This window comes from Stenotrophomonas sp. P5_B8, assembly GCF_054049855.1.
Genome location: NZ_JBFULO010000523.1, coordinates 1 through 2,306, shown reverse-complemented (window position 1 = coordinate 2,306; position 2,306 = coordinate 1). Strand labels below are relative to the sequence as shown.

Below are 2,306 nucleotides of genomic sequence, written 5' to 3'. Positions count from 1 at the left end.
CGGAAGATCAGCGCCGCGCCAAGGCCGAGGCGCAGCGCGCGCAGGCGGCGTTGGAAGGCCGTCCGTTGCCACCGGCACCGGCGCCGACCAGCACCGCCGCAACCACCTCGCCTGCGGCAGTGAGCACCGCCCCGCTGCCCGCCCCGGTGGCGGAACGCCCGGCAGCAACCACGGCTCCGGCGACGACGCCGGCGCAGACGGCAGCGGCTACTCCGGCGGCACCGAAGCCGGCGGCTGCTGCGGCGACGCCTGCTGCTGCGGCGGCTGAGCCGGCGGCCAGCAACGTGCGCTATATCCTGCAGGCCGGCGCGTTTGGTGCGTCTGGCGACGCCGAGGCGACCAAGGCCAAGCTGGCGATGATCGGTTTGGCGGCGCGGGTGGAATCGGCGCAGATCAACGGCAAGACGGTGTATCGCGTGCGCATGGGGCCGTATGGCAGCGCGGGTGAGCTGGCGGAGGCCAAGCAGAAGCTGGATGGGACCGGGCTTCAGGCGATGGCAATCAAGGCGCAGTGAGTGGCGCTGCAGGATTTTTGAAGACGCCGGGCTTGCCCGGCGTCTTTTTTTGTGGCGAAGAGCAGCCGAGCATGGCTCGGCTCTACCCTTCTCTCGGGAGTAAGCGCGCGGGCGGGTAGTGCCGAGCCATGCGCGGCAACCGCTTCTCTTGGGGATCAACGCGCGTTTGGTAGTGCCGAGCCATGCTCGGCAACCGCGCAATGCGCGGTGCGTGCGTCCGAAGACCTGCGGCCTGAACACACCGGGGTTCACACCGGAGTTCAGTGCACGGCGGGCGCGTGGACCATGCGTTGGTACGGGCGGAGCGAAGGGCAGCCGAGCATGGCTCGGCTCTACCTGCTCCCGGGAATTAACGCGCGTTCGGTCCGGCGTCCGGTGATGCGTTATCGTCCGCGCATGTCTTCCCGTCCTAATCCTGCGGAACTTCCCAGCGTTGCCGGGGCTACCGGTCGCTACCGCGAGTGGGCGCCGCCGGCTGCGCTGCGCGGCAGCTTCGGGCAGCTGTGGCGCAGCGATCTGCCGGTGGGCCACAGCGGTGAGGTGGCGGTGCTGCCCGATGGTTGCGTGGACATTCTCTGGCGCGATGGGCGGCTGTTTGTGGTGGGCCCGGACGTGGTGGCCGCGCACCCGCAGTTGACGCCCGGTGCGCAGGTGTTGGGCGCGCGGTTTCAGCCGGGTGCGGCGCAGGCATGGTTGGGGCTGCCGCTGTCGGAGATCGTGGGGACGGCGGTGGCGTTGGAGGACGTGCTGGGCGTGCGGGCGCGGCGGATGGCGGCGCGGTTGAACGCGGTGGGCGATAGCGAGGTGCGGCAGCAGGTGTTCGCGCTGGAGCTGGCCGGGCTGGCTGGCAATGGCACGGCCGATGCCGCGGCGGCGCAGGTGTTTGCCCAGGTGCGTGCGGGGAATATGGACCTGGCGGCGGTGTCTACGGCGCTGCAGCTGAGTACGCGCAGCCTGCGCCGGTTGTGCCATGCGCAGTTCGGCTACGGGCCGAAGATGCTGGAGCGGATCCTGCGCCTGCAACGGGTGCTGCGTTTGGCGCGGGCGCGGCCACGCGACAGCCTGGCGGCGCTGGCGTTCGACGGTGGCTACGCGGACCAGTCGCACCTGAGCCGGGAAGTGCGGGCGCTGGCCGGAATCGGTGCGGCCGAACTCTGCGCGCAGTGGCGCGGCTGACTGGCCGTTTTGTTCAAGACAGACGCGCGGAAACTGGCGATGCTGGTGCTCCTTTCAATACGAGAACAGCGATGAGCACAGCACACGGCAACGATCGCCGCATCGACAACATCGAATTCAACGTGGCCGATATCGCCCGCAGCAAGGCGTTCTATGGGGCGGTGTTTGGCTGGTCGTTCACCGATTACGGCCCGGGCTATACCGAGTTCGACGATGGCCGGTTGCGCGGTGGGTTCACCACGGACGAGCCGGTGCGCGCGGGTGGGCCGTTGGTGATTCTGTATGCCGATGACCTGGCGGCCACGCAGCAGCGGGTGGAAGCGGCCGGGGCGGAAATCTGCCGGGCGGCGTTCGATTTTCCCGGCGGGCGGCGGTTTCATTTCCGCGATCCGGATGGGTATGAGTTGGCGGTGTGGACGGCCGCCTGAGGTAGAGCCGACCGTTGGTCGGCTGCCGTCTGAGGGCGCGTGCGCCGCGCGGTATGCGCCAAGAGCAGCCGAGCATGGCTCGGCTCTACCGGGATGCCGCGCCCCGGAGGGTAGAGCCGAGACARGAGCAGCCGAGCATGGCTCGGCTCTACCGGGATGCCGCGCCCCGGAGGGTAGAGCCGAGACA

General features: G+C 69.5%; 3 protein-coding genes. All 3 read left to right on the top strand.

The window, feature by feature from the left end; translation table 11 throughout:
- The coding region (locus tag ACXJKH_RS18885) for an SPOR domain-containing protein (RefSeq protein ID WP_457321672.1) at positions 1-515 on the top strand (515 nt) is incomplete at its 5' end.
- A gap of 396 nt (positions 516-911) precedes the next feature.
- On the top strand, positions 912-1,691 hold the full coding sequence (locus tag ACXJKH_RS18880; protein ID WP_457321671.1) for a helix-turn-helix domain-containing protein: 780 nt from the start codon (positions 912-914) through the stop codon (positions 1,689-1,691).
- Positions 1,692-1,762: 71 nt separating this feature from the next.
- Entirely contained in the window at positions 1,763-2,119 is a 357-nt protein-coding gene (locus tag ACXJKH_RS18875; RefSeq protein ID WP_457321669.1) for a VOC family protein, read from the top strand.
- Positions 2,120-2,306: the final 187 nt, after the last annotated feature.